The organism is Arthrobacter sp. P4_H3 (genome assembly GCF_056400885.1).
Map to the genome: position 1 here is coordinate 207,638 of NZ_JBFUKK010000007.1, position 21,370 is coordinate 229,007.

General features: G+C 65.0%; 21 protein-coding genes. 5 read left to right on the forward strand and 16 right to left on the reverse strand.

All coding sequences use genetic code 11. The features are described 5' to 3' along the window. Positions 1–4 precede the first annotated feature (4 nt). The 14 genes from AC1DRE_RS12180 to AC1DRE_RS12245 all read right to left on the reverse strand — a co-directional run bounded on the left by AC1DRE_RS12180 (position 5) and on the right by AC1DRE_RS12245 (position 14,988). Positions 5–1,156, reverse strand: a complete 1,152-nt coding sequence (locus tag AC1DRE_RS12180; RefSeq protein ID WP_476984874.1) for an adenosine deaminase — start codon at positions 1,154–1,156, stop codon at positions 5–7. Between the two features lie 40 nt (positions 1,157–1,196). Further along, entirely contained in the window at positions 1,197–1,925 is a 729-nt protein-coding gene (locus tag AC1DRE_RS12185; RefSeq protein ID WP_476984875.1) for a DedA family protein, read from the reverse strand. Between the two features lie 150 nt (positions 1,926–2,075). Further along, positions 2,076–2,708 carry a DedA family protein gene (locus AC1DRE_RS12190; RefSeq protein WP_476984876.1) on the reverse strand — a complete coding sequence of 211 codons (633 nt, stop codon included), beginning with the start codon at positions 2,706–2,708 and terminating at the stop codon, positions 2,076–2,078. A gap of 98 nt (positions 2,709–2,806) precedes the next feature. After that, positions 2,807–4,129, reverse strand: coding sequence for a thymidine phosphorylase (locus AC1DRE_RS12195; RefSeq protein ID WP_476984877.1), 1,323 nt, complete (start codon positions 4,127–4,129; stop codon positions 2,807–2,809). Beyond that, complete coding sequence (locus tag AC1DRE_RS12200; protein ID WP_476984878.1) at positions 4,126–4,563, reverse strand: cytidine deaminase; 438 nt, start codon at positions 4,561–4,563, stop codon at positions 4,126–4,128. The genes AC1DRE_RS12195 and AC1DRE_RS12200 overlap by 4 nt, the downstream gene beginning before the upstream one ends. Before the next feature lie 5 nt (positions 4,564–4,568). Next, entirely contained in the window at positions 4,569–5,897 is a 1,329-nt protein-coding gene (locus tag AC1DRE_RS12205; protein WP_476984879.1) for an ABC transporter permease, read from the reverse strand. Next, the gene (locus AC1DRE_RS12210) at positions 5,894–7,282 is read right to left on the reverse strand and encodes an ABC transporter permease (protein WP_476984880.1); all 1,389 of its coding nucleotides are present in this window, start codon (positions 7,280–7,282) and stop codon (positions 5,894–5,896) included. The genes AC1DRE_RS12205 and AC1DRE_RS12210 overlap by 4 nt, the downstream gene beginning before the upstream one ends. Further along, on the reverse strand, positions 7,275–8,879 hold the full coding sequence (locus AC1DRE_RS12215) for an ABC transporter ATP-binding protein (protein WP_476984881.1): 1,605 nt from the start codon (positions 8,877–8,879) through the stop codon (positions 7,275–7,277). The genes AC1DRE_RS12210 and AC1DRE_RS12215 overlap by 8 nt, the downstream gene beginning before the upstream one ends. A 185-nt stretch (positions 8,880–9,064) precedes the next feature. Beyond that, positions 9,065–10,174, reverse strand: a complete 1,110-nt coding sequence (locus tag AC1DRE_RS12220) for a BMP family lipoprotein (protein WP_476984882.1) — start codon at positions 10,172–10,174, stop codon at positions 9,065–9,067. 240 nt (positions 10,175–10,414) lie between these two features. Further along, positions 10,415–11,440 carry an NADP-dependent oxidoreductase gene (locus tag AC1DRE_RS12225; protein ID WP_476984883.1) on the reverse strand — a complete coding sequence of 342 codons (1,026 nt, stop codon included), beginning with the start codon at positions 11,438–11,440 and terminating at the stop codon, positions 10,415–10,417. Next, positions 11,437–11,868, reverse strand: coding sequence for an organic hydroperoxide resistance protein (locus AC1DRE_RS12230; RefSeq protein WP_476984884.1), 432 nt, complete (start codon positions 11,866–11,868; stop codon positions 11,437–11,439). The genes AC1DRE_RS12225 and AC1DRE_RS12230 overlap by 4 nt, the downstream gene beginning before the upstream one ends. Before the next feature lie 31 nt (positions 11,869–11,899). Beyond that, the gene (locus tag AC1DRE_RS12235; RefSeq protein WP_476984885.1) at positions 11,900–12,334 is read right to left on the reverse strand and encodes a MarR family winged helix-turn-helix transcriptional regulator; all 435 of its coding nucleotides are present in this window, start codon (positions 12,332–12,334) and stop codon (positions 11,900–11,902) included. Between the two features lie 182 nt (positions 12,335–12,516). Next, complete coding sequence (locus AC1DRE_RS12240; protein WP_476984886.1) at positions 12,517–13,716, reverse strand: amidohydrolase; 1,200 nt, start codon at positions 13,714–13,716, stop codon at positions 12,517–12,519. Between the two features lie 138 nt (positions 13,717–13,854). After that, positions 13,855–14,988, reverse strand: a complete 1,134-nt coding sequence (locus AC1DRE_RS12245) for a mannose-1-phosphate guanylyltransferase (protein WP_476984887.1) — start codon at positions 14,986–14,988, stop codon at positions 13,855–13,857. A 258-nt stretch (positions 14,989–15,246) separates the two neighbouring features. On the opposite strand from AC1DRE_RS12245, the gene sdhC reads away from it, so the two are divergent. The 5 genes from sdhC to AC1DRE_RS12270 all read left to right on the forward strand — a co-directional run bounded on the left by sdhC (position 15,247) and on the right by AC1DRE_RS12270 (position 19,709). After that, entirely contained in the window at positions 15,247–15,627 is a 381-nt protein-coding gene (gene sdhC / locus AC1DRE_RS12250) for a succinate dehydrogenase, cytochrome b556 subunit (protein WP_081818859.1), read from the forward strand. Positions 15,628–15,630: 3 nt separating this feature from the next. Then, complete coding sequence (locus tag AC1DRE_RS12255; protein WP_214955521.1) at positions 15,631–16,131, forward strand: succinate dehydrogenase hydrophobic membrane anchor subunit; 501 nt, start codon at positions 15,631–15,633, stop codon at positions 16,129–16,131. A 119-nt stretch (positions 16,132–16,250) separates the two neighbouring features. Then, positions 16,251–18,050 (forward strand): succinate dehydrogenase flavoprotein subunit, encoded by a 1,800-nt coding sequence (sdhA, locus tag AC1DRE_RS12260; protein ID WP_214955519.1) that lies wholly within the window; start codon positions 16,251–16,253, stop codon positions 18,048–18,050. A 1-nt stretch (position 18,051) separates the two neighbouring features. Next, the gene (locus AC1DRE_RS12265) at positions 18,052–18,834 is read left to right on the forward strand and encodes a succinate dehydrogenase iron-sulfur subunit (RefSeq protein ID WP_476984888.1); all 783 of its coding nucleotides are present in this window, start codon (positions 18,052–18,054) and stop codon (positions 18,832–18,834) included. A 104-nt stretch (positions 18,835–18,938) separates the two neighbouring features. Then, on the forward strand, positions 18,939–19,709 hold the full coding sequence (locus tag AC1DRE_RS12270; protein ID WP_476984889.1) for an alpha/beta hydrolase family protein: 771 nt from the start codon (positions 18,939–18,941) through the stop codon (positions 19,707–19,709). Here AC1DRE_RS12270 and AC1DRE_RS12275 read toward each other — a convergent pair. Then, a complete protein-coding gene (locus AC1DRE_RS12275) occupies positions 19,666–20,817 on the reverse strand; it encodes a YihY/virulence factor BrkB family protein (RefSeq protein WP_476984890.1) in 1,152 nt (383 codons plus the stop codon). The genes AC1DRE_RS12270 and AC1DRE_RS12275 overlap by 44 nt on opposite strands. Further along, entirely contained in the window at positions 20,765–21,310 is a 546-nt protein-coding gene (locus AC1DRE_RS12280) for a 2'-5' RNA ligase family protein (protein ID WP_476984922.1), read from the reverse strand. Before AC1DRE_RS12280 ends, AC1DRE_RS12275 begins: the two co-directional genes overlap by 53 nt. Between the last annotated feature and the right edge of the window lie 60 nt (positions 21,311–21,370).

Here is a 21,370-nt window from a genome sequence, read left to right on the forward strand (position 1 = left end):
GTCCTTAGGCAAGATTGGCGTAGGCGTCGTTGATGTACTCAACGAGGGCTTCCTTTTCCTCCAGCGGCAGGAACGCGGCCTCGGCGGCGTTGAGTGTCAGCTCAAGGAGATCGTCCAGGTCGTAGTCAAAGGTCTCCACAAGCAGTTCGAACTCGTCGGTGAGGGTCACGCCGCTCATCAGCCGGTTGTCGGTGTTGATGGTGACGTTGAAGCCGATCTGGTAGAGCATGTCCAGCGGGTGGCTTTCGATGCCCTCGCCGAAGCCGGCGATGGCGCCGGTCTGCAGGTTGGAGGACGGGCAGATCTCCAGGGCGATGCCGCGGTCGCGGACCCAGCTGGCAAGCTCGCCAAGGGTCACCATGCCGATGTTGTCGTCGGCGTCGTCTCCCTCTTCTGCGTCTTCGTCGTCGAATTCGACCGTGATGTCCTCGGCGATGCGCACGCCGTGGCCCAGGCGCAGGGCACGGCCGTCAACAAGGGCTGACTGGATGCTTTCCAGGCCGGCGGCTTCGCCGGCGTGGACCGTGGCGGGGAAATTGTGCTGGGCCAGGTACGTGAAGGCATCCCGGAAGCGGGCCGGCAGGAAGCCGTCCTCGGCACCGGCAATATCGAAGCCCACGGCTCCGTTGTTGCGGTGCCGGACTGCCAGTTCGGCAATCTCCTGGCCGCGGTCCGCGTGGCGCATGGCCGTGATGAGCTGGCCCACCTGGATTTCCCGGCCGGTTTCGGCGACGGCGTCCACGCCGGCGTCGAGCCCTTCCTGGATGGCTTCGACCACTTCGTCCAGCGTCAGCCCCTTCTGCAGGTGCTGCTCGGGCGCCCAGCGCACTTCGCCGTACACCACGCCGTCGTCGGCAAGGTCCTCGACGAATTCCTTGGCCACCCGGAAGAGGCCCTCTTTGGTCTGCATCACGGCGATGGTGTGGTCGAAGGTCTCGAGGTAGCGGACCAGGGAGCCGGAGTCGGCGGACTCGCGGAACCATTCCCCCAGCGCCACCGGATCGGTGGAGGGCAGGGTGTGTCCGACGGCCTCCGCCAGTTCGATGATGGTGGCCGGGCGCAGGCCGCCGTCCAGGTGGTCGTGCAGGGATACCTTGGGGAGGCTCTTGAGGTCGAAGTCGATGGCAGGGGCAGCGTCAGGAATAGGCTCAGTCACGGTTCCCACCTTAGGGTCGGCGGCCGCGTAATGCCAGCCGTCAGGCTTCCCTGGCCTCGGCTTCTCCGGCGGGGGCGGCGAGCACTGTCCCGTGGCCGTGGACAGCCGCCGGGGCGGTGCCGGTTCCGCCGTCCAGCCACTCATCCACGACTTCGGCGTCGTGGCGGCCGAGCCGCTTGTGCCACCAGCGCAGCAGGTGGTCGATGATGATCCCGAGAATGATGGCGAACACCACGGCAATGCCGGCGCCGAGCAACGGGTTGTCATGCAGCAAGGGGAAGGAACTGGCCAACAGGCCTATCCCGATCGAGTAACCCACCCAGGTAAAGCAGGCAAAGGCATCCAGGATGAAGAACCTGCGGTGCGGAAAAGCGGTGGTGCCGGCCACGTAATTGACTGCCACGCGGCCCCAGGGAATATACCGGGCCGTGAAGATCAGCACCGCGCCGCGCTTCTCCAGCTCATAATTGGCCCACGCGAAGACTTTCTGCACCTTGGGTTTGCGCATCCAGCGCCACCGTTCCAGCCCGATCTTCCGACCCAGCATGTACGCCATGTTGTCGCCGGCAATGGCGCCGACCAGCGCGGTGGCCCCGAGAATCCAGAGGTTGGGTTCGCCGCTCTGGCGTGAGAACGCAGCGAGCGCGACGATGAGCGTCTCGCTGGGTACCACCATCGCGAAACCGTCGACAAAAAAGAACACCAGCAGTATGGGATAAATCCACCATTGGCCTGCGGCATGGAGCACTGCCTCATTGATAAATTCCACGCGGGGCCCTGCTCCTATGAAGTGATGGAAATCCTATTTAGTGTCGCATGTCAGAAGCATGATTCGCTACGCTCCGGTGGGAGAAAAACAATTCACTGGAGCCTCCTCCGGGCAGGCGCTGCTTGTACGCCGGCCGCTGCATGGCCCCTGCTAGGGACCTGATGCGGGCTCCTCCGCAGGTTCTTCGGGCAGCCGGCCACGGAAGCGGCTGATCATGATGTCAACAATGATCCCGAGCAAGATGGCGCAGACAATGGCAATGGTGGCACCGAGCAGGTGGTTGTCCTCGAACCACTGCCCGAAAAACAGGCCGATCGCTACGGAATACGAGGACCACAGCGCGGCGGACAGCACGGTCAGCCCCACGAACCGCAGGTGCGGAAAATGCGTGGCGCCGGCGGTGAGGTTCACTGCCACCCGGCCGATCGGAACGAAACGGGCCACGAGGACCAGGGACGCCGGCCGCTTCCTCAGTTCATTCCCGGCCCAGTGGAAGGCCGTCTGCATCCGCGGTCCGCGCATCCACCGCCAGCGCCGCGTACCTACCCTGCGTCCGATCAGGTAGGCGATGTTGTCACCGCCGAATGCACCCAGCGCGGCCATGAGCATCAGCAGCCAGGGGTTGGGCACGTCGGCGGTTGCTGCCACGGCCGCCAGGCCAACAACCACCGACTCGCTGGGGATCGGCGGGAAGAACCCGTCGATCACGCAGCAGGCCAGCACCAGGAGGAGAACCCAGGGCTGCCCCGCCGCCGCGAGAATGAAGTCGTTGATAGCCTGCACAGTTTCCTAACGGCCGGGGCCACCCGTTTTCTCCCCGGCCGGTCCGCGGACGGCCCGTGCCGCCACCGCAGGGACCCTGCCGGAGAGAACCCGCGTGGTCAGGCGATGCGGTCGATGATGAGTTTCTGCGCCGGCCGGGAGCCTTCCGGCGCAACCACCACGGCACCTTCAAGGGCCTCCTTGGCACGTCCGAACTTCTCCGGGGTGTCCGTCAGCAGTGTCATCAGCGGCTCGCCGGCACGGACCACGGCACCGGGCTTGGCGTGCAGCCTGACCCCGGCTCCTGCCTGGACCTGGTCCTCCTTGCGGGCCCGGCCCGCGCCCAGCCGCCAGGCCGCCACGCCCACGGCCAGGGCGTCCAGCTCCACGAGGACACCGTCGGCCGGCGCGTAGACAACTTCGGATTCCCTGGCAACGGGGAGCTTGGCCCGGGGATCCCCGCCCTGGGCCTCGATCATGCGGTTCCACACGTCCATGGCCCGGCCGTCCTTGAGCGCGGCGCGCGGGTCGGCGTCATGCACGCCCGCGCAGGCCAGCATTTCCTCCGCCAGGCGGACGGTCAGTTCGACGACGTCCTCCGGGCCGCCGCCGGCCAGCACCTGCACCGATTCGTCCACCTCGATGGCGTTTCCGGCCGTGAGTCCCAGTGGCGTGTCCATATTGGTCAGCAGGGCAACAGTGTTGACCCCGGCGTCCTTGCCCAGGGCGACCATCGTCTCGGCCAGTTCCCTCGCGCGGGCCTCGTCCTTCATGAAGGCGCCGCTTCCCACCTTGACGTCCAGGACCAGCGACCCCGTGCCTTCGGCGATTTTCTTGCTCATGATGGAGGACGCGATGAGCGGGATGGCCTCCACGGTTCCGGTGACGTCCCTGAGGGCATAGAGCTTCTTGTCCGCAGGTGCCAGCCCGGCGCCTGCGGCACAGATCACTGCCCCGACGTCCTGCAGCTGGGCCATCATCTCGTCGTTGCTCAGCGCTGCGCGCCACCCCGGGATTGACTCCAGTTTGTCCAGCGTGCCGCCGGTGTGGCCGAGCCCGCGCCCCGACAGCTGCGGGACGGCCACGCCGAAAACAGCAACCAGCGGTGCCAGCGGCAGCGTGATCTTATCCCCCACTCCCCCGGTGGAGTGCTTGTCCGACGTCGGCTTCACGCTGCCGTCGGCACGCCTCAGTCCGGAGAAGTCCATCCGTTCGCCGGATGCGATCATCGCGGCGGTCCAGCGCGATATTTCCGCGCGGTCCATCCCGTTGAGCAGGATGGCCATGTTCAGGGCGGCCATCTGTTCGTCGGCGATCGCACCGCGGGTGTAGGCGTCGATGGTCCAGTCGATCTGCGCCGGGCTCAGGACGCCCCTGTCCCGCTTGATGCGGATGATGTCGACGGCGTCGAACGCTTCAGTGTTGCTCGGGGTTGGGGTCACCGGGGTTCCTCCAGGTGTTGGGGACCAAAGGCGTCGGGTAGCACCTGGTCCATGGTTTTGATTCCCTGCGTTGTCATCAGCTCCATGTCGGGAGCCCGGAATTCGTACAGCAACTGGCGGCAGCGTCCGCACGGCATCAGGATGTTGCCGCCGGCGTCCACACAGTAGAAGGCGCGCAGCAGCCCGCCTCCGGTCATGTGCAGGTTGCCCACCAGGGAGCATTCCGCGCACAGTGTCAGGCCGTAGCTGGCGTTCTCGACGTTGCAGCCGCTGACGATCCTGCCGTCCGCGGTGAGGGCAGCTGCCCCCACCGCGAACTTCGAATACGGCGCATACGCGTTCTTCATGGCGGACACGGCGGCGGCTTCGAGGGCCGGCCAGTCCACGTCCGCGGCCGGGTGGAGCGGACCCTCCGGGCGCGAAGCGTCTTCCACGGCCGTCAACCCTTGACGTAGGGTATGCCGTCAGCCGCCGGCGGCCTGGAGCGGCCAACCAGTCCAGCCACGGCGAGTACCGTCACCAGGTAGGGCAGCATGGCCATGAACTGGCTCGGAACCGGTGTGCCGATGATGGTCACGATGCTCTGCAGGTTGTCCGCGAAGCCGAACAGCAGTGCGGCGAAGAAGGCACCGATCGGGTTCCACCGGCCGAAGATGAGCGCGGCCAGGGCGATGAAGCCGCGTCCGCCCGAAATCTCCTTGGTGAAGCTGTCAATCGCCACCAGCGTGAAGAAGGAACCGCCGATGCCTGCCACGGCACCGCCGAGCGTGACGTTCCAGAAGCGCGTGGCATTGACTTTGATGCCCAAGGTATCGGCGGCCTGCGGGTGTTCCCCGACGGCCCGGACGCGCAGGCCCCATTTGGTCTTGAAGAGGCCGACCCACACCACGATGACCGCGATGTACATCAGGTAACCCACCACGGACTGCTTAAACAGGATGGGGCCGATCACCGGGATGCTGGACAGCACGGGGATGTCGATAATGGGCAGGCGGCCCGGTGAATTGAACAGGGCTTTGTTGGCCTGCATCACGGTACTGAACAGGAAACCGGTCAGGCCGGAGACCAGAACGTTGAGGACCACGCCCACGATGATCTGGTTGACCAGGTACTTGATGCTGAAGACAGCCAGCACCATGGAGACGACGGCGCCGGCGACGGCCGCCGCCAGCAGCCCGATGAAGGGGCTCCTGGTCAGGGTGGCGACCATTGCCGCCGTGAAGGCACCGCCAAGCAGCTGGCCTTCAATAGCGATGTTGACGACGCCGGCGCGTTCGCAGAGCACGCCCGAGAGGGAGCCGAAGACGAGGGGAACAGCGAGCGTCACGGAACCGGCGATGAGACCGGCCAGCGAGATGCTGGGTGTGCGGGCGCCGCCCACCACCCAGATCAGGAAGGCTGCCACGAAAAGGACGATGAAGACGATGGGAAGCCAGCCGGGCGAGGGTTCGTTCCGGGTTTTCCGGTACACCGCGTATGCGGCGAGGCCCAGCATCAGGACCGAAAGCGCGATGCCGCCGAGGAAGGCGGGCACCTGGATGGCCGGAAGCTGGAAGAAGTCACCGCTCGACGAGATCCCGAAACTTGCCGTCTGGTTGGGTCCCATGACCCCGAAGAAGACGAACGCCACGACGCCGAGGACGGCCAGCAGGACCGGCACCTTCCAGGTCACGGGCTTCGCTGAAATTGCGGGGGCCTTTTCCTTGGCCGACTGCGGCGTCCCCTGCTGCGGTGCGCCCGGAACAGGCGATGTTGCTGTTGTGCTCATGCTGCACCTCCGGTGGTTGCTGCCGTCCTGGACTTGCCGGGCCTAGCGGCCTTCCTTTTGCGGGGATTGAGCCCGAAGATGGCACGCACCAGCGGCGGGGCCGCGATGAACAGGACGATCAGCGACTGGACCACCAGCACGATGTCGATGGGGGTTCCGGTCTGGATCTGCATCTGCACCGCCCCGGCGCGGAAGGCGCCGAACAGCAGGCCGGCCGCGAAGGTGCCCCACGGCGTCGAGCGTCCCAGGAGTGCAACGGTGATGGCGTCGAAGCCGTAGGTGGCGGCGACGCCGTCGGTCAGGACCTTTTCGGTTCCCGCCACCTGCGCCACGCCGGACATGCCGGCCAGGGCACCGGCGATTGCCATGACCAGGACGGTGGCCCGGGGAACGTTGATGCCGGCGGTCAGTGCCGCCTTGGGGTTCGCCCCGATGGCCCGGAATTCGAATCCGACGGTGGACCGGTTGAGCAGCCACCAGACGAGGACGGTGGCCGCGATGGCCAGGACGAAGCCCAGGTGCAGCCTGTACTGGGTCCCGAAAATCTGCGGGTACACAGCGGAGGGATCCAGGATCGGCGAGATGGGGTTGGACTCCCCCGGCCGCTGGAACGCCGGGGTGTTCAGCAGGTAGCGCAGGAAGTACAGGGCGATGTAGTTGAACATGATGGTCAGGATGACCTCGTGGGCTCCTGTGCGTGCCTTCAGCAGGCCCACCAGTCCACCCCAGATGGCACCGCCCACGATGCCGGCGACGAGGACCAGCAGGAGGTGCAGGCCCACGGGCAGGTGCAGCGCGAAGCCGGCCCAGGCGGCAAGGATGCCGGCCATGATGATCTGGCCCTGGGCGCCGATGTTGAACAGGCCGGCTCGGAATGCCAGTGCCACGCCCAGGCCCGCGGTGATGAGCGGTGTCGCTATGGTGAGGGTCTCCATCAGCGGCGCAAATTGCACCGCGACACTCGAGCCCCGGGGATTGAACACCGAACCCTGGAACAGCGCGACGTACGAACGCGTCGCAGCGGTCCAGAGAGCCGAGAGGAAGTCCGAGGGCCGGGCAAAGAGGTAGCTTGCCGTGGCTCCCACCTGCTTGTCCGTGCTGGCGATCAGCAGTCCGCCGAGGATCAGGGCGAGCAGCACCGCAAGGACCGAGACCATGCCGCTGCCCGTGAAGATCCGCCGGACCAGGGTGTCCGGTCCGCCCGGGACGGTGCCGCTCTGGGCCGAGACGGGAACGGCCGAGGGCTGCATGGCGCCGCCGGCTGTGTCCAGCGAGGCGGCGGCTGCTGCGTCGTCGGCCGGCGCCTGGGGTTCGGCAGGCTGCGCGTCGCGGTTTTCCTCCGCGTTTTCGTCAGCCACGTGTTTGGGCTTGTCCTGTTCAGTCATGGTCGCCTCCTTCGGCGCCGGAGGTGGAAGTCTGTGCCGGCTTGTGCGGGCGGGCGGTGTCAGCGTGGGTGGTGACCGTGGTGTCCGCGTGGGCGTCTTCCGGGGAAAGCCCGGCCATCATCAGGCCCAGGACGTCGCGGCCGGTGCCGGCCGGGACGATGCCCACCAGCTTGCCCTTGTAGAGCACTGCGATGCGGTCGGCGAGCTCGATCACTTCGTCGAGTTCGGTGGAGACGATCATCACCGGGGTGCCCTGGTCGCGTTCGGCCACGATGCGTTTGTGCAGGAACTCGATGGACCCCACGTCCACGCCGCGGGTGGGCTGGGAGGCGATGAAGAGGCGCAGCGGCCGGGACAGCTCCCGGGCCATGACTACCTTCTGCTGGTTTCCGCCGGAGAGTGTGCCCGCGGCCAGTGACCCGGACGGTGTCCGGACGTCGAACTCGTCGATCCGGGACTTGGCGTTCTCCAGGATCCTGGCGGGGCTCATGCTGATGCCCTTGGCGAAAGGCGGCTGGTCGTAGCGGTCCAGCACCAGGTTTTCCGCGATGGAGAACGTGCCGATGAGCCCGTCAACGGTCCTGTCTTCGGGGACAAAGCCGACGCCTGCATTGAGGACTTCCTTGACGCTGTGGCCCAGGAGTTCTTCGCCGTCAAGCAGGATTGATCCGTGGCAGCGCTCCTGCAGGCCCAGGATGGCTTCGGTCAGTTCAGTCTGGCCGTTGCCCTGCACGCCTGCGACCGCCAGGATTTCGCCGCGGGCGATGTCGAAGCTGAGGCCGTCCACAACGTGCTGGCCTGTCGGGGCGATCACGGTGAGGTCCTTGACCTGGAACGTGGTTTCCTGCGGTTTGGCCGCTGCCTTGTCCAGCGTCAGGTTGACCGCGCGGCCCACCATCATGGAGGCAAGCTCGGTGGTGGACGCACCGGGGTCCGCCGTACCCACCACTTTGCCGCGCCGAATGACGGTGATCGTGTCGGACACCGCCTTCACCTCGCGGAGTTTGTGGGAGATGAAAACGATCGACGTGCCGCTGCTTTTCAGCTGGCGCATGATGTCCAGCAGCTCATCGGTGTCCTGCGGTGTCAGCACTGCCGTGGGCTCATCGAGGATGAGCACCTTCGCATCGCGGACCAGGGCCTTGATGATTTCAACGCGCTGCTGGACGCCTACCGGAAGGTCCTCGATCAGGGCGTCGGGGTCGACGTCGAAACCGTATTTGTCGGAAATTTCCTTGATCTTCCGGCGCGTGTCGTCCAGGTCGAGGAAGCCGCCCGCTTTGGTAGTCTCGGCGCCGAGCGCCACGTTCTCCGCGACGGTAAATACCGGGACCAGCATGAAGTGCTGGTGCACCATGCCGATGCCTGCAGCCATGGCATCGCCCGGGCCGCGGAAGGTGACGGCTTTGCCGTCCACCAGGATTTCGCCCTCGCTGGGCTCATACAGTCCATACAGGACATTCATTAGCGTGGACTTGCCAGCGCCGTTTTCACCGAGCAGGCAATGAATTTGCCCGGGTTCAACAACCACATCGATGTGATCGTTGGCAATTAGGGAGCCGAAGCGTTTGGTGATCCCTCTGAGTTCAAGTTTCAAAACTCTGACCAATCTCGAAGCGTCCGGAAAATGTGCCCGGACGGGATATGTGGCTGCAGCACCAGCCTAGTGCCTGCAGCCATTGACGGAACGGGAAGAGCCCGCTGGAAGAGCCGACACCCAACGCAAAGCGCCACCGCCCGGAAGTCAATGACCAACCGGGTGGTGGCGCTCTGCGGAGGGAACTAAGCCTTCGGGCTTGCTGCCGACTCGACCTTCAGCTTGCCGTCAACAATGTCCTTCTTGATCTGGTCCAGTTCAGTCTTCAGCTCCGCGGAAACCTGCGACTCCAGGTCGTGGAACGGGGCCAGCTGGACGCCGTCGTTCGCAAGGGTGCCGACGTACGGCGTGTTGGTGAATTTGCCGTCCTTGTCTTCCTTCACAACCGTCTCAACGGCCTCGCCCATCTGCTTCATCACGGAGGAGAGCATGATTTCCTTGTAGTCCGGGGCGGTCAGGAAGCCGTCGGAGTCAACCCAGATGAGCTTGACGTCCTTGCCTGCTGCCTTGGCTTCCTTCAGGGCCGCGCCGGCGCCCTTGCCCACGGGTCCGGCAACGGGCATCACGATGTCCGCCCCCTGGTCCAGGAAGTTCTGGGTCAGCTGCTTGCCCTTGTCCTGCTTTTCGAAGTCACCGGTGAAGCTGCCGTCCTGCTTCGCCTTGTCCCAGCCAAGGACCTTGACGTCCTTGTCCTTCTTTTCGTTGTAGTACTTCACTCCGTCGGCGTAGCCGTCCATGAAGATGGTGACCGTGGGGATCTTGATGCCGCCGAACGTGGCGACCGTCCCGGTTTTGGTGGTCGCGGCGGCGAGGTAACCGGCCATGAAAGCAGCCTGGGCCGTGTCATAGATAATCGGCTTGACGTTGGTGATGGGGGTATCGTAGCCGAAGTCGATGATGGCGAAGTGCTTGTCCGGGTTGGCGGTTGCCTGGGCCTTGGTGGCATCGCCCAGCAGGAAGCCAACAGTGATGGTCAGGTTACAGCCGGCGGTGACCATGGCGCGGAGGTTCGGTTCAAAGTCGTTGTTGGTCTTGGATTCGACCTGGTTGACCTTGATTCCAAGGTCCTTCTCGGTCTTCTTCAGTCCTTCGTACGAGGACTGGTTGAACGACTGGTCGTCGAATCCACCGGAGTCGGACACGATGCAGCCGGTGTAGTTGCTGGCGGTGGCGCTTGCGGTGCTTCCGGATTCCGGGGGAGCCCCGCAGCCGGACAGTAGCAGGGCGGCCGCACCCGCGGTGGCGGCACCGGCCATTGAACCGCGCTTCAGGGTTGCACGCAGTGAGTTCTTCAATTTTCCTCCAGGAACAAAGAGATAGGCGCTACGACGGGGGTTCAATGAGTGTCCGTTTCGAATGCTCCACACTGAAATTCTGTTTTCACTGATGGGTTCGCAGCACTGCGCCGAGGCGCACTGATGTCAGCTACTGTAGTGGCCTGGGACACGTCCTGATACCACGCCGGCGCACCTTCCGGGAGATTGTTGAGAACTTGTTACCTATCGGTAGCCGCCACCGCAAGTCACGTCCATTTCCTAGATCCGGACCAGCATTTTCCCGGTGTTGGCGCCGTCGAGAAGGTCCATAAAAGCCTGCGGGGCGTTCTCCAGGCCGTCCACGACGGTTTCGTCGTAGCGGACCGTGCCATCAGCAACCCAGGCGGACACAGCTTCGACGAACTCGCCCATATACTGCCAGTAGCCGCCGACCAGGAAGCCCTTGAGGGTCAGCTGCTTGCCGATGGCCTGCATGAGGTTGCGGGGAGCCGGAGTGGCCTCGGTCGAGTTGTACTGCGCAATGGCGCCGCACATGGCTACACGGCCGCCGACAGTCAGCGCGGAGAGCGCCGCTTCAAGGTGTTCACCGCCGACGTTGTCGAAGTACACGTCGATCCCGCGTTCACCCGCTGCCGCGGCGAGCTGGTCAGCCACCGGGCCGTCGTTGTAGTTGAAGGCGGCATCGAAGCCGAGCTCCAGCAGCCGTGCCACCTTTTCCGGGGATCCTGCGCTGCCGATCACGCGGGAGGCACCCATGGCCTTGGCGATCTGGCCGACCAGGGACCCGACGGCACCCGCGGCTCCGGAAACGAAGACGACCTCTCCGGGCTTGAACTCGGCTACTTTCAGCAGGCCGGCGTAGGCGGTCAGGCCGGTCATGCCCAGCGCTCCCAGGAACGCCGATGCCGGTGCCAGGTCGGTGCGGGCCAGGGAGGTGGCGGAGGCGTCCAGCACGGCGTATTCACGCCAGCCAAGGGAATGCACGACGACGTCCCCTACCTTGCGTTCCTCCGACCTGGACGCGATCACCTCGCCGACAGCGCCGCCGTCGAGCGCTGCATCCAGCGCAAACGGCGCGGAGTAGGACTTGACGTCGTTCATGCGGCCGCGCATGTAAGGGTCAACGGAGATGAAACGGTTGCGGACCAGCACCTGACCGTCCTGCAGTTCCGGGAGCTCCGACTCGGCGAGGCGGAAGTTCTCCGGGACGGGCCGGCCGTGCGGACGCGACACCAGCTGGATCTCGCGGGTGGTGACGGGAAGGGTTACGGTGTTGGCGCTCATGCGGCCACCTCCAGGATTTTGATGTCTACGTTGATGTTGCCGCGGGTGGCATTGGAATAGGGGCAGATCCGGTGTGCCTTGGCCACGAGGGCCTCCGCTGTGGCCAGGTCCAGGGCGGGCAGGGCGATTTCGAGCTCGGCGGCCAGGCCGTAACCCACACCGTCCTCGAGGGCGCCGAAGTGGATCTTCGCCGCGACGGCGGAATCCGTGAGGTCGGCTTTTTCCTTCCGGCCCACCAGGCGGAGGGCCGAGTGGAAGCACGCCGCGTAGCCGGCCGCGAAGAGCTGTTCCGGGTTGGTGCCCTGGCCGTCGCCGCCCAGTTCCACGGGGCTGGCCAGGGTCACGTCGAGTTTGCCGTCCTTGGTGCGGGCAGTGCCGTCCCGGCCCTCGCCTGAGGCGAGTGCTTCTGCTGTGTAGAGAGTCTTCACGTGGTTCCGTTCTGTTGGATGGAAAGTCTGTCTAGCGGGAGGAATGGAGGGCGGCTGTGAGCCGGCCGAGGGTCTCCCGGAGCTGGTCGAGCTCGGCCGCGGAAAGGCCTGCCGCGTCTGCGAGCTGCTGGGGTATTGCCCTGGACTTGGCGCTGAGGGCCGTACCGGAGTCCGTGAGGAAGACCTCAACCCGGCGTTCATCCTCGGCCGAACGCCGGCGCTCCACCAGCCCCAGCGACTCGAGCCGCTTCAGCAGCGGGGAGAGCGTGCCGGAGTCCAGGCCCAGCTCCTCCCCCAGTTCGCGGACACTGCGCGGCTGATCCTCCCAGAGCACCAGCATGACGAGGTACTGGGGATAGGTCAGTCCCAGCTCGTCAAGCATGGGCCGGTAAACGGCGGTGGCTGCCTTCGACGCGGAATACAGCGCGAAGCACACCTGGCGATTGAGTCTGGGAGCGTCGGTCATAGAAAAACAATAACGCACAATTGAATTGTGCACAACTTATCGGGGCAAAGGGAGGGCGCGAACGGACAGTTGAGGCCCTGGTGCGGGCCTTAACTGTCCGTTCGCGCCCTGGTGCGGGGCTTAACTGTCCGTTCGCGCTCTGGTGCGGGGCTTAAGTGTCCGTTCGCGCTGTGGGGCGTTGCTTAGAGGTCGCGGATGGTGCGGAGGGCCGCGGCGGTCAGGACCTGGATGCCGTAGCCCAGGGCACGCTCGTCCAGGATGTAATCGCCTCGGTGAAGGTCGTATTCCTCGCCGCCGGGCGTCTTGGTGCCAAGCCGCATCATCGCCCCTGGAAGTTCAGCCAGGAACCAGGCGAAGTCCTCGCCGCCCATGGACTGCGGGGTGAGGACCACGGCACTTTCGGCGATTTCAGCGCGCGCGGCTGCCTCGATCAGGGCCGTCTCATGTTCGGAGTTGACCACCGGCGGAACGCCCCGGGTGTGCTCCAGCCGGACGTCCACGTTGTAGGGCCCAGCAACCTGATGGACCACTTCGTCCAGGAGTTCGCCTGCGCTGTGCCAGGCATCGCGGTCCAGGCACCGCATGGTTCCGGCCATGTAGCCCGTGCCGGGAATGGCGTTGGGTGCCGAGCCGGCGGAAATGTGTCCCCAGACCACCGAGACGCCGCTGCGGACGTCCACCCGGCGGGACAGCACTGCCGGCACGTTCACGGCGATCTGCGCCAGCGCGAAGACGAGGTCCTCGGTCAGGTGCGGGCGGGAGGTGTGGCCGCCGCGTCCGGAAAGCTCGATCCGGATGGTGTCCGAGGCCGAGGTGATGGCCCCGATCCGCGTGCCGATCTTGCCCACGTCGATGCGCGGATCGCAGTGCAGGGCCAAGATGCGCGGCACGCCATCGAGCACGCCCTGCTCGATGCAGGCGTGCGCTCCGCCGGGCATGGTTTCCTCGGCCGGCTGGAAAATGATGCGGACACTGCCGCCCAGCGGCGATTCCTGGTGCATGCGGTGCAGCACCAGGGCAATCCCCAGCATGGTGGTGGTGTGGACATCGTGGCCGCAGGCGTGGGTGACGCCGTGGTTCTTCGACGCGAACGGCAGGCCGGTTTCCTCGATGATGGGGAGGGCGTCGATGTCTCCGCGCAGGGCCGTGGCGATGGGGCCTTCGCCGACGTCAACGGTGAGGCCGGTACCTTCGAGCCGGCGCGGCTTCAGGCCGGCAGCTTCCAGCCGCTCCGCCAGCTTGTTGGTGGTCCGGAACTCCTTGAAGGACAACTCCGGATGCGCATGGAGGTCACGGCGGAAATCGATGAGTTCCGGCAGCAGCGGCTCCAGCCACGGCCCCACAAGGGCGGTTGGCTCGGCTTCAGTAGTGTAATTGCGCACGGAACAACTCTAGCGATGGTGCCGCGAATACCCGCATCAGGGTCTGCGGGTTACGGATCCCGGAGCCGGCTTCCGGCACCGGACACAGATCAGCCCAAGCTCCCCGGCGGCGCCGGAAAGCTTGGGCTGGGTCCGAAATCAGAGGACGTCGGTGTCGCCGCTGGCCTTGAGCGCATCAACGGCGGCCTTGACACGCTGCGAGTGCGCCATGGTGGTCACCAGCAAAGCATCCGGGGTGTCAACGATGACAACGTCCTTGATGCCGATCAGCGCGATGACACGCTTGGTGTCCGTGACCACAACGCCGCTGGCGTTTTCGGTGAATACACGGGCGCCTTCGCCGAGGACCGTTACATCGTCCACTTCCCTGGCGCTGTTGAGCCGGCCCACGGAGGCGAAGTCACCGACGTCGTCCCAGCGGAAGGCACCGGGCACGACGGCGACGTCCCCGGCAGCGGCGGCAGGCTCCGCCACCGCGTAGTCGATGGCGATCTTCGGCAGCGTGGGCCAGACACGGGCCGTGACCTCGTCACGCTCCGGCGTGTCCCAGGCCTCGGCGATCTCCGTGAGTCCCTTGAACAGTTCAGGCTGGTTTGCTTCGAGATGCTTGAGCATCAGTGACACGGGAGCAACAAACATACCCGCGTTCCATACGTACTCGCCGCTGTCCACGTACTGCTGGGCAACGTCCTCGCTGGGCTTCTCCACGAACTCCACCACGGCCTGCGCGCTCGGCGCCTTCGCGATGGAAAGGTTCTCGCCGGAGCGGATGTACCCGAACCCGGTGGACGGGTGGGTGGGCTTGATGCCGATGGTGACGATCTTGCCGGCAGCGGCCGTATGAATGGCTTCCCGTACGGCGTCCTGGAAGAGATCGTCGGGGCTGATCACCTGGTCCGCGGCGAAGGAACCCATGATGATCTCCGGATCCCGCTGGTAAAGGATGGCCGCCGCGAGGCCGATAGCCGCGCCGGAGTCCTTGGGCTCGCTTTCAAGCACCAGATCGGAATCCTGGATCTCGGGAAGCTGGCTGCACACCGCGTTCCGGTGCGCGACACCGGTAACAACCAGTACGCCCTTACCGGCCAGCGGTTCCAGGCGGTCGTAGGTCGCCCGCAGCAGTGTGCTGCCGGAACCGGTGAGATCGTGGAGGAATTTGGGGGCTGCTGCACGTGACAGGGGCCAGAGGCGGGTCCCCACTCCGCCTGCAGGAATTACCGCAATAAAACGGTCCAGCGGTGAATCCCGGCTTGTCGCTATGTCTGTAGTCATCAAGGCCTACTTTAGCCGACCACCGCCCTGATACGGGCAGATGCCGTCCCTCCGGCGCCCCTTCGGGTGCCTTAATGTGGCGTTCGTCTCAAATAAGGACAAAAACCGCGCAGGCAGGCGACACCAAGGAGTTCCTAAATTGAATAAGCTGTGAGCGAAGCCTAGATTTAGGCTTGAGCTTACGAGTGCTCTCGCAGCAGGCGTTCCCCCCGCGTGGATCCCATGCCAGCGCCGCTGTGTTGCAGGGAGGTTTATTCAGTGCCGACAAAACCAGCTGGCACCTTGTACCGCGGCCGTGAAGGCATGTGGTCCTGGGTTGGACACCGCATTACAGGTGTAGTGATTTTCTTCTTCTTGTTGGTCCATGTGCTGGACACCTCATTGGTGCGCGTGTCCCCAGAGGCATATACCGCCGTGATCGGCGCCTACAAGAACCCCCTTATGGCCCTGGGTGAAACGGGCCTTGTCGCAGCGATCGTCTTCCACGCCTTCAACGGCCTGCGGATCATCGCCGTCGACTTCTGGAAGAAGGGCGCGAAGTACCAGCGCCAGATGCTGTGGACGGTCCTGATCCTCTGGGTCATCGTCATGGTCGGCTTCTCCATCCGCCACCTTTCCCTCGCCTTCGGAGGTCACTAAGCCATGACTGCTACCCAGATTCAGAACCCGCGAAGTGGACAAAACAGCAGCGGCAAGCCGGGCGCCGGACTGATCGCCCCGAAGTACCGCCGGACCGGCGGCTCGAAGGGCAACTTCGAGATGGCGGCCTGGCTGTTCATGCGGTTGTCGGGCGTCGTCCTGGTGGTCCTGATCTTCGGCCACCTCTTCATCAACCTCCTGGCCGGCGAAGGCATCCACGCCATTGACTTCGGCTTTGTGGCCGGCAAGTGGGCAGATCCGTTCTGGCAGTTCTGGGACCTGGCCATGCTCTGGCTTGCCATGCTGCACGGCACCAACGGCGTCCGCACCATCATCAACGACTACGCCGAGAAGGACTCGACGCGTTTCTGGTTGAAGACCGTCCTCTACGCCGCCACCACCGTCATCATCATCCTGGGCACCCTGGTGATCTTCACCTTCAACCCGTGCCCGCTGGACGCAAGCGGCGTACCGCTGCCGGGCGGCTTCTGCCCGGCCCCTTAGCGGCACCTTCCCCGTCAGGGGATCAGCTGCGCCCGCACGGTGTGCGGGCATCGGTTTTACGGAGCAGGCTCCGCCCGCCCGTGGTTTTATAGCGAATTTTGAGAGAAAGAGCGTCTGGTATGCAGGTCCATAAGTACGACGTCGTCATCGTCGGTGCCGGTGGCGCTGGCATGCGCGCCGCGATCGAATCCGGTCAGCGCGCGCGCACAGCAGTACTGACCAAGCTCTACCCCACCCGCTCGCACACCGGTGCGGCGCAGGGTGGCATGTGTGCAGCACTGGCCAATGTCGAGGAAGACAACTGGGAGTGGCACACCTTCGACACCATTAAGGGCGGCGACTACCTGGTGGACCAGGACGCAGCCGAGGTCATGGCGAAGGAAGCCATCGACGCAGTGCTGGACCTGGAAAAGATGGGTCTGCCGTTCAACCGCACGCCGGAGGGACGGATTGACCAGCGCCGCTTCGGCGGCCACACCCGTGACCACGGCAAGGCCCCGGTCCGCCGGGCCTGCTACGCCGCCGACCGCACGGGTCACATGATCCTGCAGACGCTGTACCAAAACTGCGTCAAGCACAACGTCGAGTTCTACAACGAGTACTACGTCCTGGACCTCCTGACTGTCGAGGAAGACGCTGTCCGCGAAGACGGCACGCCGTACAAGCAGAAGCGTGTTGCCGGCGTTGTGTCCTACGACCTCGCGTCCGGCGAACTGCACGTGTTCCAGGCCAAGTCCGTGGTGTTCGCCTCCGGCGGTGCTGGCAAGGTCTTCAAGACCACGTCCAACGCACACACCCTGACCGGTGACGGCATGGGCATCGCGTTCCGCCGCGGCATCCCGCTGGAGGACATGGAATTCTTCCAGTTCCACCCGACCGGTCTTGCCGGCCTGGGCATCCTGCTTTCGGAAGCCGCACGCGGCGAAGGCGCCATCCTTCGCAACTCTGAGGGTGAGCGCTTCATGGAGCGCTACGCCCCCACCATCAAAGACCTTGCACCCCGTGACATCGTGGCCCGCTCCATGGCCAACGAAGTCCGCGAAGGCCGCGGCTGTGGCCCGAACAAGGACTACGTCCTCCTTGACCTGACGCACCTTGAGCCGGCGCACATCGATGCGAAGCTGCCGGACATCACCGAGTTTGCCCGCACCTACCTCGGTGTTGAGCCGTACACGGAGCCGGTCCCGGTTTTCCCGACGGCGCACTACGCCATGGGCGGCATCCCCACCAACATCACCACTGAAGTGCTGCAGGACAACGACACCGTGGTGCCGGGCCTCTACGCGGCCGGTGAAGTGGCCTGCGTGTCGGTTCACGGCTCGAACCGTCTAGGGACCAACTCGCTGCTGGACATCAATGTGTTCGGCAAGCGCGCCGGCATCGCCGCCGCGGAGTACGCCAAGACGGCTGACTTCGTGGAGCTCCCGGAGGACCCGGAGGCGTACACCATCGAACTGCTGGATATCGCCCGCAACGGCAACGGCGACGAGAAGGTGGCCGTGATCCGCAAGGAACTCCAGGACACCATGGACGCCAACATGCAGGTGTTCCGCACGGCCGACACGCTGAACCAGGTCCTCAAGGACATCGCGTCCTTCGAAGAGCGGTACAAGCGCATCAGCGTCCAGGACAAGGGCAAGCGCTTCAACCTGGACCTGCTCGAAGCCGTTGAACTGGGCTTCCTGCTGGAACTGGCCAAGGTCATGACGGTTGCTGCCCTGCACCGTGAGGAATCCCGCGGCGGACACTTCCGCGAGGACTTCCCGGACCGCGACGACGAAAAATTCATGAAGCACTCCATGGCGTACAAGGACGACCACGCCCCGGCTGACGGATCGGCCGAAGCAATTGCCGGCATCCGCCTGGCCACCAAACCGGTTGTCTTTACCCGCTACGAGCCGATGGTGAGGAAGTACTAAGATGACCGCTGAACTCGCTGAGCCAGCCTCCAAGATCGAGCTGCCCGCGCACATCGGAGGCGGCGGAGAGATCCCCACGTTCGACGTCACCCTGCGCGTGCGCCGTTACAACCCCGAGGTTTCCGAGGACGCCACCTGGGACGATTTCAAGGTGACCATGTACGGAACCGACCGCGTGCTGGATGCCCTGCACAAGGTCAAGTGGGAGATTGACGGCAGCGTCTCCTTCCGCCGTTCCTGCGCCCACGGCGTCTGTGGTTCCGATGCCATGCGCATCAACGGCCGCAACCGCCTCGCGTGCAAAACCCTGCTGAAGGACCTTGACACGACCAAGCCCATCACGGTGGAACCCATCAAGGGCCTGCCGGTGGAGAAGGACCTGATCGTGGACATGGAGCCGTTCTTCCAGTCCTTCCGTGAAGTCATGCCGTTCCTTATCAACAAGGGCCACGAGCCCACCAAGGAACGCCTGCAGTCCGCCGAGGACCGTGAGCGCTTCGACGACACCACCAAGTGCATCCTGTGCGCCGCGTGCACGTCCTCCTGCCCGGTCTTCTGGACCGACGGCCAGTACTTCGGCCCGGCAGCGATCGTCAACGCCCACCGCTTCATCTTCGATTCCCGTGATGACGCCGGCGACATGCGCCTGGAGATCCTCAATGACAAGGAAGGTGTGTGGCGCTGCCGCACCACCTTCAACTGCACCGAAGCATGCCCCCGCGGCATCCAGGTAACGCAGGCAATTGCCGAGGTCAAGCAGGCAATCCTCTCCCGCAAGATCTAGCGCCCGTTTACGAACGGACGGTAACAGCCGACGGCGTCGCTCACCTTACGGTGGATGGCGCCGTCGTCGTTTTAACCACGACAGCCACAACGAAAGGGGACGCCGTGTCCCGCTCCGAAAAAATCTCGTTCGAAGGTTCCACCGGAGAACTGCTCTCCGGCATCCTGGACCGCCCCGACGGGCCGGTGAGGGGCTGGGGTGTCTTCTCGCACGGCTTCACCCTCGGCAAGGACCATCCTTCCGCGTCACGGATGTGCAGGGCGCTGGCGGAGAACGGCGTGGGAATGCTCCGCTTCGACAACCTTGGCCTGGGCGAGTCGGCAGGGCTGTGGTCTGAAGGCTCGTTCAGCCACAAGGTGGCCGACACGGTCCGGGCGGCGGAATTCATGCGCGCCGAGGGCAGGGAAATATCGCTGCTGGTGGGGCACTCCTTCGGCGGTGCCGCCGTCCTGTCCGCGGCCCGGCACATTCCCGAACTCGACGCCGTCGCCACCGTGGGAGCCCCGTTCTCGCCGAAGCACGTGGCCCACGTCTTTGATGCGGCCCTGGACCGGATCCTGAGTGAAGGCAGCGCGGAGGTGGACCTCGGCGGCAAGCGTGTTGAGATCCGCCGGCACTTCGTCGAGGACCTGGAAAACGCCGACCTGACCGACTGCATCAGGCGCCTGCACAAGCCCCTGATGGTGCTGCACTCCCCCACCGACAACACCGTGGGGATCGAGAATGCCAGTACCATTTTCCAGACTGCCCGGCACCCGCGCAGCTTCGTCTCGCTGGAAGGCAGCGACCACCTGCTGACAGGGAAAGGCCAGGCCGCCCGCGCCGCGCTGATTATTTCCGCGTGGGCCGCTCAGTACCTCGACGCCGGACGCTAGCTGCCTGCCGCTCCCGCTCGACGGGCGTTTTTCCCGGCTGCACCTGGCGTGAACCCCAGCCGGTCGCCTTGGGCGCGGGGGCGTTCTTGAGGTCTTCTTCCCTGACAGCGGACCACGCGGCCGAAACCAGGTAGACCTGGCTGACCAGGTTGAACCAGATGAGCAGGCCGATGATGATGGCAAAGGGCGCCAGGATGGGGTTGCGGCCGGCGCTGGCGAGGAGCTCCGTGCTGAAGATCTGCAACACCGTGGTTCCCACCGCAGAGAGGATAGACCCTTCCAGCAGTGCCCGGCGTGACAGCTTCAGCCCTGCGGCTACACGGAACATGATCACGGCCGTGACCCACCCAAGGGCCAGTGGGACACCGACCTTGATGGACGTGGTCAGCGGCCATGACAGGACCGGATCCAGCTGCAGCTGCTCAGTGACCCAACCGGCCGCAGTGCCGAAAATCAGGGACGCACCCGCGCTGAGCACGAGTGCCACGCCGAGCAGCAGCAGGGTGCCGGCGTCGCGAAGTATCTGCAGGACCGGGTTGATCCCGCGCGGGCCGAGCCGCATCATGCCCCGGACACCGTCGCGGATGCCGCTGATCCAGCCCAGTGCCGTGAAAACCGTCACCGCAGCGGCGATCACTGCGGTCCAGCCGAGGCCGGCGGGATTCAGCAGATCCCGCGGGTCGACCAGGCCGTCGCCGTCACCGACTTTTAGGAGGCCCGGCGCGGTCACGACCACGCTCTTGATGATTTGGTCCAGCAGCGCAGGCTGTCCGCTCAGGAAGAGGCCAGCCAGGGAGAACCCGGTGGCCAGCAGGCCCGTGATGGAGAAGAACATCCGGAAACCGATGCCGGCGGCCATCAGCGGCCCGTGCTGCAGGTTGTAGTGCTGGAACGCCCGCATGGGCCGGAACGCGTTCAGGCGGGCAAGCAGCCACTGGAACATGGCCGGGAGCCCGGCGGCCGCCCCGCTGCCGGACCTGCGGGCCTTGCTCCACTCGACCTTCTTCCGGCTCACTTCCAGCTTTAGCCGGGCGCGCTCTGTGGGAAGCGGAGGCTCAGCGCCGTTCTGCGCCGGATTTGCCTCGGGCGTGGTCAGTTTCGATGCCAAAGTCGAGTTCTTCCCTTAGCTGCCAAATGCCGTTGATGTCGTGCTCGTACAGCCCCATGCTAACCACAGGGAACGTGGCCCGGTAATCCTTGAGCACCGTTTCGGCCTCGTCCAGGCTCTCCGGCGCCACATCATGGGCAATGGTCACATGCGGGTGGTAGGCAAAGGGCAGTTCCCGTTCCAGTGGGCCGGTCTGCAGCTGTTCGTGCAGGCTCACGCAGTCGCCGAAGCCGTCTTCGACGTTCAGGAAGACCACCGGGGAAACAGGCCGGAACGAGCCTGTTCCGGCGATGGTGACAGTGAACGGCTGCTGCTTGCGCGCCACCTCGCGGACATGGCTGCGGGTGGCTTCCCAGTCCTTGGTGGGCGTGGTGGTGACCAGCGTGATGTGCGCGGGGATCACCCCGGCCATGGGGTCGCCGAAGGAGGCCCGCCAGCGCTGCAGTTCCTCGGCGATGTCAGGCGGGAAACCCAGGATGACGCCGACGCTCATGCCGTCGGTCCTGGCCTGGCGGCTACCCGGCGCGGTGCCACGGACCACGGCAGCGTTATC

Bases quoted from the DNA above. Each gene is read 5' to 3' on its own strand.
- AC1DRE_RS12235 (WP_476984885.1), bottom strand. From the start codon at position 12,334: ATGACCGACGCTCCCAGACTCAATCGCCAGGTGTGCTTCGCGCTGTAT.
- AC1DRE_RS12265 (WP_476984888.1), top strand. From the start codon at position 18,052: ATGACCGCTGAACTCGCTGAGCCAGCCTCCAAGATCGAGCTGCCCGCG.
- AC1DRE_RS12255 (WP_214955521.1), top strand. From the start codon at position 15,631: ATGACTGCTACCCAGATTCAGAACCCGCGAAGTGGACAAAACAGCAGC.
- AC1DRE_RS12245 (WP_476984887.1), bottom strand. From the start codon at position 14,988: ATGACTACAGACATAGCGACAAGCCGGGATTCACCGCTGGACCGTTTT.
- AC1DRE_RS12280 (WP_476984922.1), bottom strand. From the start codon at position 21,310: ATGAGCGTCGGCGTCATCCTGGGTTTCCCGCCTGACATCGCCGAGGAA.
- AC1DRE_RS12225 (WP_476984883.1), bottom strand. From the start codon at position 11,440: ATGAGCGCCAACACCGTAACCCTTCCCGTCACCACCCGCGAGATCCAG.
- AC1DRE_RS12205 (WP_476984879.1), bottom strand. From the start codon at position 5,897: ATGAGCACAACAGCAACATCGCCTGTTCCGGGCGCACCGCAGCAGGGG.
- AC1DRE_RS12210 (WP_476984880.1), bottom strand. From the start codon at position 7,282: ATGACTGAACAGGACAAGCCCAAACACGTGGCTGACGAAAACGCGGAG.
- sdhA (WP_214955519.1), top strand. From the start codon at position 16,251: ATGCAGGTCCATAAGTACGACGTCGTCATCGTCGGTGCCGGTGGCGCT.